The organism is Pseudomonas sp. P5_B2, assembly GCF_056400445.1.
Genome location: NZ_JBFULH010000189.1, coordinates 1 through 7,711, shown reverse-complemented (window position 1 = coordinate 7,711; position 7,711 = coordinate 1). Strand labels below are relative to the sequence as shown.

The 7,711-nt window shown below is 58.7% G+C and carries 8 protein-coding genes; 6 read left to right on the top strand and 2 right to left on the bottom strand.

Going from position 1 to position 7,711, the window contains the following annotated elements; translation table 11 throughout:
- Nucleotides 1-157 precede the first annotated feature (157 nt).
- Nucleotides 158-2,233, top strand: coding sequence for an AsmA family protein (locus tag AC1DRJ_RS15380; RefSeq protein ID WP_477802922.1), 2,076 nt, complete (start codon nucleotides 158-160; stop codon nucleotides 2,231-2,233).
- A 121-nt stretch (nucleotides 2,234-2,354) separates the two neighbouring features.
- Here the strand turns inward: AC1DRJ_RS15380 and AC1DRJ_RS15375 are convergent, their stop codons facing one another.
- A complete protein-coding gene (locus AC1DRJ_RS15375) occupies nucleotides 2,355-3,254 on the bottom strand; it encodes a LysR substrate-binding domain-containing protein (RefSeq protein ID WP_477802921.1) in 900 nt (299 codons plus the stop codon).
- 121 nt (nucleotides 3,255-3,375) lie between these two features.
- Here AC1DRJ_RS15375 and AC1DRJ_RS15370 point away from each other — a divergent pair, with 121 nt between their 5' ends.
- From AC1DRJ_RS15370 to AC1DRJ_RS15360, 3 genes are all read left to right on the top strand, one after another.
- Complete coding sequence (locus tag AC1DRJ_RS15370) at nucleotides 3,376-4,014, top strand: FMN-dependent NADH-azoreductase (protein WP_477802920.1); 639 nt, start codon at nucleotides 3,376-3,378, stop codon at nucleotides 4,012-4,014.
- Nucleotides 4,015-4,320 carry a DMT family transporter gene (locus tag AC1DRJ_RS15365; protein ID WP_477802919.1) on the top strand — a complete coding sequence of 102 codons (306 nt, stop codon included), beginning with the start codon at nucleotides 4,015-4,017 and terminating at the stop codon, nucleotides 4,318-4,320.
- A 108-nt stretch (nucleotides 4,321-4,428) separates the two neighbouring features.
- Nucleotides 4,429-5,319 (top strand): esterase/lipase family protein, encoded by an 891-nt coding sequence (locus AC1DRJ_RS15360; protein WP_477802918.1) that lies wholly within the window; start codon nucleotides 4,429-4,431, stop codon nucleotides 5,317-5,319.
- A 95-nt stretch (nucleotides 5,320-5,414) separates the two neighbouring features.
- Here AC1DRJ_RS15360 and AC1DRJ_RS15355 read toward each other — a convergent pair whose 3' ends face one another.
- Nucleotides 5,415-6,302 carry a DMT family transporter gene (locus AC1DRJ_RS15355; RefSeq protein WP_477802917.1) on the bottom strand — a complete coding sequence of 296 codons (888 nt, stop codon included), beginning with the start codon at nucleotides 6,300-6,302 and terminating at the stop codon, nucleotides 5,415-5,417.
- 96 nt (nucleotides 6,303-6,398) lie between these two features.
- On the opposite strand from AC1DRJ_RS15355, the gene AC1DRJ_RS15350 reads away from it, so the two are divergent.
- Nucleotides 6,399-7,181, top strand: a complete 783-nt coding sequence (locus AC1DRJ_RS15350; RefSeq protein ID WP_477802916.1) for an AraC family transcriptional regulator — start codon at nucleotides 6,399-6,401, stop codon at nucleotides 7,179-7,181.
- 145 nt (nucleotides 7,182-7,326) lie between these two features.
- On the top strand, nucleotides 7,327-7,711 hold a 385-nt coding region (locus tag AC1DRJ_RS15345; RefSeq protein ID WP_477802915.1), incomplete at its 3' end, for a hypothetical protein.

Genomic DNA, 7,711 nt, shown 5'->3' with positions numbered 1-7,711 from the left:
AGGTGCCCCCGACCGATTATTTGAACGTTAATGGGCGTTTCGGTTAAACCTGCACGCTTTTTCCCAGTCCTAGGTGTCATGCCAGGTCGGTTTTGGCCTAACGTTTCACACGTGCGTCGCAGTCGGGGCGCGCAGTCGTACAAAGGAGTCTTGTGCAATGACGCGCACCCCGAAAATCTTTGCCTGGGCCTTTGCCAGCCTGGTTGTTCTGCTGGCGATACTCGTTTTGATCATCGTGTTTTTTGACTGGAACCGGATCAAACCCACGATCAACACGAAAGTCTCCGAAGAACTGCACCGTCCGTTCGCCATCAATGGCAACCTCGCGGTGGTGTGGCAGCGCGAGCCTGACGAGGGCGGCTGGCGGGGCTGGGTACCGTGGCCGCATGTGGTGGCCGACGACTTGAGCCTGGGCAACCCGGACTGGTTGAAGAAATCGCAGATGGTCACCCTCAAACGCGTAGAGCTGCGAATTTCGCCGCTTGCCTTGCTGGCCCAACGGGTGGTGATCCCGCGCATCGACCTGACCGAACCGAACGCCGACCTTCAGCGTCTGGCTGATGGCCGCGCCAACTGGACGTTCAAATTCGATCCGAAAGACCCCGACGCCGAACCGTCGAACTGGGTGGTCGACATTGGCGCGATTGGCTTCGACAAGGGCCACGTCATCCTTGACGACCAGCACCTGAAAACTCAACTCGACGTACTGATCGACCCATTGGGCAAACCGATCCCGTTCAGCGACATCGTCGGGGACAAAGCGGCGAAAACCGCGGTTGAAAAGGGCGGCGCGCCGCAGGATTACGCCTTCGCCCTCAAGGTCAAAGGCCAATACAAAGCGCAGAAACTCGAAGGCTCCGGCAAGATCGGCGGCTTGTTGGCGCTGCAGGACGCGACCAGGCCGTTTCCGCTGCAGGCTCAGCTGAAGATTGCCGACACCCGCATAGAACTGGCCGGCACGTTGACCGATCCCCTGAACCTTGGTGCGCTGGATTTGAGGCTGAAACTGGCCGGCACCAGCCTGGGCAATCTCTATCCGCTGACCGGCGTGATACTGCCGGACACATCGCCGTACACAACCGACGGACACCTGATGGCCAAGCTGCATGAGCCCAGTGGCGCGGTGTTCCGCTATGAAGCGTTCAACGGCAAAATCGGCGAGAGTGACATTCACGGCAGCCTGACTTACGTCGCCAGTCAGCCAAGGCCGAAACTCAGTGGTTCATTACTCTCCAACCAACTGTTGTTCGCCGACCTGGCGCCGCTGATCGGCGCCGACTCCAACGCCAAGCAACAGGCCCGTGGCGGCGACAGCAAGCAGCCGCCGGACAAAGTGTTGCCGGTCGAAGAATTCAAGACTGAGCGCTGGCGTGACATGGACGCCGACGTCGAATTCACCGGTAAGCGCATCGTCCACAGCGAAAAACTGCCGATCAACGACCTGTTTACCCACTTGGTACTTACCGACGGCGTGCTCAGCCTGGAACCGCTGCGCTTTGGTGTGGCGGGCGGCGATCTGGAAGCGCAGATTCGCTTGAATGGCCGTACCGAACCCATGGAGGGGCAGGCCAAACTCACCGCGCGCAAATTCAAGCTCAAGCAACTGTTCCCGACTTTCGAACCGATGAAAACCAGCTTCGGCGAACTCAATGGTGATGCCGACATTTCGGGGCGGGGCAATTCGGTGGCCAAACTGTTGGGCAGCGCCAACGGCACGCTGAAAATGCTCATCAACGACGGCGCGATCAGCCGCGAGTTGATGGAGCTGGCCGGGCTCAATGTCGGTAACTATGTGGTCGGCAAAATCTTTGGCGACAAGGAAGTGAAGATCAATTGTGCCGCAGCCGACTTCGACATCAAGACCGGACTGGCGACCACGCGCCTGTTCGTCTTCGATACCGAGAACGCGATCGTCTACATCGATGGCACCGTGAACATGGCAACCGAACAACTGGACCTGACCATCACGCCGGAGTCGAAGGGCTGGCGCTTGATTTCGTTGCGCTCGCCACTGTACGTGCGGGGCAAGTTCATCAAGCCGGATGCCGGTGTGAAAGCCGTGCCGCTGATGCTGCGCGGGGCAGGGATGGTGGCGTTGGGCGTGATTGCGGCGCCGGCGGCGGGGTTGCTGGCGCTGATAGCGCCCAGTGGTGGTGAGCCGAACCAGTGTGCGCCGTTGCTGGAGCAGATGAAGGCGGGGAAGGCGCCGGTGACGGTCAAACCCACCAAATAATCGCGGCGTCTGTACTGACGCCATCGCGAGCAGGCTCACTCCCACATTAGTAATGCGAACATCGGTCCATTGTGGGAGCGAGCCTGCTCGCGATGGCGGTCTTTCAGGCGCAACAGATCTTTCAGAATTTATGCCCGGACAGCAACGCCTCCTCGCTCAACCACGCAAAAAACGCCCGCACCGGCGGATGTCGCTCGCGCCCCGGCACGCACAACGCGCTGTAACCAGCGCCATCGACCTGAGTCTCGCCGCGATATGGGACCAGCAAACCGCTGGCCACGCTTTCTGACACCAGAATATTGCTCGCTAGCACCAGACCTTGACCGGCGATAGCCGCTTGCAAGGCGTAATGCTCCTCGTCGTATTCCCGGATGGCCGGTTTGCCCACCAACCATGACTCGCCTGACTGCGCGCACCACGCCTCCCAGCCATGGGCATACAGCTTGGAGTTGTGCCAGTGCACGCTGATCAGCGTCGGCGTGTGAGTGGTGGCCAGCGCTACTTGCTCCGGCGAGCCGTACACCCCGAAGTTCTCATCGAACAGGCACTGCCCGTACAAGTTCGGGTAGGTGTCGAGGCTATAGCGCAGCACCAGATCGACACTGGCGTCCTGATGCAAATCGATGACTTCGCAGTGGGTGTCCAGGCGCAGGCTGATAGTGGGGTGACGTGCGTAAAAGCGCCCGAGGCGCGGCACCAGCCACAACGCCGCAAATGCTGCGGTGGTGGAGACGGTCAGGCTGGCGCCACTGCGTTGCGGACGCAAGGTGTCGACGCTTTGCGCCACGTCCAGAAAGGCGCCGTGCAGGCTGTGAAATAACCGCTCACCGCCCTCGGTCAGGCGCACTTGCCGTGGCAAACGCTCGAACAGTGGCACGCCGAGCCAGGTTTCCAGTGAGCGAATCTGATGCGACACCGCAGTCGGCGTCACTGAGAGCTCTTCGGCCGCAGCCTTGAAGCTCAGCAGGCGCGAGGCAGATTCGAAAGCGCGCAGGGCGGTCAACGGTAAGGAAGCAAACATTGAGAAGCTCCATGGATGAAATGGATTCATCTCGACTGATTTCTGCTCATTTGAAGCCCTTTGCTGATGGCTCCAAGCTGCAAGCCACTAGCCGTTTGAGTGTAATCCCAAGGAGATTCAGATGAGTAAAATTCTTGTCGTTCACGCCAGCCCCCGTGGCGAGCGCTCACACTCGCGCCGTTTGGCCGAAGTGTTTCTAGCGGTCTGGCAAGCCCGAAATCCGCAGGGCACATTGACTCGCAGAGAAGTAGGCCGGGCGCTGATTCCGCCGGTCAACGAAGCCTTTATAGCCGCCGCGTTTTACCCCGAGCCGGATGCGCGACCGCTGTCGATGCAGGCGGATCTGGCCTTCAGCGATGAGTTGGTGGGCGAGTTGCTCGGCCATGATGTGCTGGTGATTTCCACGCCGATGCACAATTTCAGCATCCCCAGTGGCCTCAAGGCCTGGATCGATCAGATTGTGCGGCTCGGGCTGACGTTCAATCACACCCTGGACAATGGTGTGGCTCAGTACGAGCCGCTGGTCCATGGCAAAAAAGCGCTGATCGTCACCAGTCGCGGCGGGTTTGGCTTCGGCCCGGGCGGTGGACTGGAAGCCATGAACCATGCTGATCCGTTGCTGCGCACCGCACTGGGGTTCATCGGCATCACCGACATCACTGTAGTGGCCGCCGAGGGCGAAGAGTCCGCGGCGCGCACGTTCCAGATCTCCGCCGCCGAGGCCGAACAGCGTCTGTTGTCGCTGGTCAGGGAGTTTTAGATGGCCTGGCTGTTTCTGCTGATCGCCGCCGGGTTTGAAGTCACCTTTGCCATGGGCATGAAATACGCCGAAGGCTTCACCCGGCTCTGGCCGTCGCTGATCACCGTGATCGCCGCCGTGGGCGGGATTTACTTCCTGACCCTGGCCATGCGCGAGCTGCCGGTGAGCATCGCTTACCCGATCTGGACCGCCATCGGTTCATTGGGCACGGTGTTCCTTGGGTTTGCGCTGCTGGGCGAAAGCCTGACGGCAATCAAACTGTTGTCGGTCGGGTTGATCGTGGCGGGTGTGGTTGGGCTCAAGTAGGGTGGATGTCATAGACTGGTTGTCGAGTTGTCATCTTCGGTGACGATGCTTGGCTGATGTCTTGCATCCAGCCTTGCTTCGTCTCACCGATCACAAGGACGTTCGCCCATGTCGCAAGGTTCCGCCACGCGCTATCCGTTGGTGTTGGTCCCGGGAATGCTCGGGTTTATCCGTCTTGTACTCTATCCCTACTGGTACGGAATCGTCTCGGCGTTGCGCCAAGGTGGGGCGACCGTGTTTGCAGTGCAGGTCTCGCCGCTCAACTCCAGTGAAGTGTGCGGTGAACAACTGTTGGCGCGGATCGAAGAAATCCTGCGCGAGACCGGGGCCGAGAAGGTCAACCTGTTCGGCCACAGCCAGGGTTCGCTCACTGCCCGCTATGCGGCCGCCAAACGCCCGGACCTCGTGGCGTCGGTGACCTCGGTGGCCGGGCCGAATCACGGCTCGGAGCTGGCCGATTACCTGCACAAACACTATCCGCACGACAGCGCCAAGGGCCGGCTGCTGAGCTTTCTGTTATGGATAATCGCCGCGTTGATGAGCCTGCTCGAAACTGGTTATCGCGGGCCGAAGTTGCCGGTGGATATCCATGCGTCCCATCATTCACTCACCACTGAAGGCGTGGCGCTGTTCAATCTGCGTTATCCACAGGGCTTGCCTGAAACCTGGGGCGGGCACGGGCCGGAAGAGGTTAACGGTGTGCGTTATTACTCGTGGTCAGGGACCTTGCAGCCGGGCAAGACGGATAGTGGGTGCAACCTGTTTGACGGGACGAATCGCAGTTGCCGGCTGTTTGCCAAAACCTTTGTGAACGAGGTCGGGCATTGCGACGGGATGGTCGGGCGGTACAGCTCGCACCTGGGCACGGTGATTGGCGATGAGTATCCGCTGGATCACTTCGACATCGTCAATCAGTCGCTGGGATTGGTCGGGAAGGGCGCCGAGCCGATTCGGTTGTTTGTCGAGCATGCCGCCCGGCTTAAAGCGGCCGGCGTGTAATCTCCATACCGCGTCATCGTTCATCGCGAGCAGGCTCACTCCCACAGGGGGATGCGATCAACTGTGGGAGCGAGCCTGCTCGCGATAGCGTCAGTTCAGGCTACACGAACCTTACGGCCGATCACCGTCGTCCAACGCCCCGAAAGCACCACCCCACCCAACGTCAAAACCCCGCCCACCAAGTGATACATCGCCAGCTGCTCATGCAGCACCACCGCCGCAATCAGCGCGGTAATCAACGGCAGCAAGTTGAAAAACAGCGTGGTCCGGCTTGGCCCCAAACGCACCACCGCCTGCATCCACGCCAGTGGCGCCAGCATCGAAGCCAGCAAACAGGCGTACAGCACCAGAGGAATATTTTGCAGCGTCGGGCCGATCTTCGGCGAGGCGACAAACAGCGGAAACAGGACCACCACCGCCACCAACACCTGCAAATACAACAACACCAGTGGCGGTAAACGCAGCTGCCATTTTTTCAGCAGCGTGCTGTAAATCGCATAGGCCAGGGTGGCGACCAGCATCATCGCGTCGCCCATGTTCACCCCGTGTTCAAGCAGCGCGCCGAGGCTGCCGGACGACACCACCACCAATACGCCGGCAAACGACAGCACCGCACCGGCCAATGCGCCAGCGGTCAAGCGTTGACCGAGGCTGACAATCGCCATGGCCAACGACATCAATGGCATCAACGACAGAATAATCCCCATGTTGGTTGCAGAAGTCAGTGCCGCGGCGAAGTAGGCGAGGCTTTGGTAGACCGCCATGCCCAGCACGCCAAGAATGAAAATCTTGCCCAGGTTCGGGCGAATCAGCGGCCAATGCGCGATTACCGGTTTGAGCATGAACGGTGTGAACAGCATCCCGGCCAGCAGCCAGCGATAGAAACCGATCTCGGCGGGGAAGATGGCCCCGGCTGACATTTTGGTGATCACGGTGTTGCCGGCCCAGATGAAAATGGCCAGCAGCGGATAAGCGTATTGCATCAGAAAAACCAGAACGTTAATGAGGGGCAATTATCCGCTTGTCTGGATGCAAGCCTATACTTCGATCCAGACAACCTGCCCCGGATTACGGACAGCATGACGAGTAAACATATTGACCTGCTGGACTTCGCCGAACTGCCGGCCCCGGTCTATTTCCGCTACGCCGATTTCAACACCCATGAGTACGCCTCGGCCCACCGGCATCCTTGGGGCACGCTCGAGTATTCGGCCAATGGCGTGTTGCATATGGAAATCGGCAACAGCCGTTTCATGTCGCCCCCGCAATACGCGGTGTGGGTACCGCCCCAGACCGAGCACAGCTTCTATAGCAACCAGCCAATCAACTACCGCGCGGTTTGCCTGGCGCCATCGCTGTGCAGCGAGTTGCCGCAACAGGCCTGCACGCTGGCGATCAGCGATATTCTCAAAGCGATCCTCAAGGACTTCGCGGCGCGAGATGTGAAGATTCCCGAGCACGAGGCAGACATTCGTTTAGGTCAGGTATTGGTGGATCAACTGCGACTGGCGCCGGTGCATGAATGCTATTTGCCCTACGCCAGCAGTCCGGGGTTGTTGGGGATATTGGAAGCGTTGCAAGCCGAGCCCGGAGACGACCGGCCCTTGGCCGACTGGGCCGCGCAGATCCACGTCAGCGAACGCACCCTGGCACGGCAGTTTGTTCGCGAGCTGGGCATGAGTTTTGGTGAGTGGCGTCAACGATTGCGCTTCCTCGCGGCTATTGAGGCGCTGGACAGCCATCGCAGCATTCAGGACATTGCCTTCGACATGGGGTACAGCACGGGTTCGGCCTTTATCGCGATGTTTCAACGCCAGGCTGGATGTACTCCGGAACAGTATCGGCGACAAAAAGTCCTGTAATAAACGGTGTATTGGAAACTATTTGATAATCACCGCTCGGGACTTCTCCTACACATTAATCAGAATTGCACTTCATTTAGTAAGTGGTGAGCGCTGTACGCTTATGCGCAAGTCATCCTTTAACTTGTCGGTGTGAGTTGCAAATATGAGTCATCTTTTGCGTGGTCGTGAATCTGCGGTGTTAATTTTACAAGAAAAAAGTATTCATCACGATTTTATAAAAAGTGCTATTCCAGAATGGTTCACTCAAGCCAGACTCCATAGGGTCAGTGCGCTGAAAGCGGCCCTTTCTCCCCTTCCTGAATGGAACAAGACCGCCTCGTTTATTGAACACGATAGATTAATGCGTGCCACCGAGGAGAGCTGGCGCGCACAAAACAATGTCGATCGAATGCTCGATGAATTGCAAGACGTTTATTCATTTGCCGAGCCGTTGCTCAGTCAGGCGTTGAAAGAGCAATATGCTGTTGACGTTGATGCCAGGGAAACATTTTTGAAGTTGTTTTCTCCGGTGAAGACATCTCCATGGG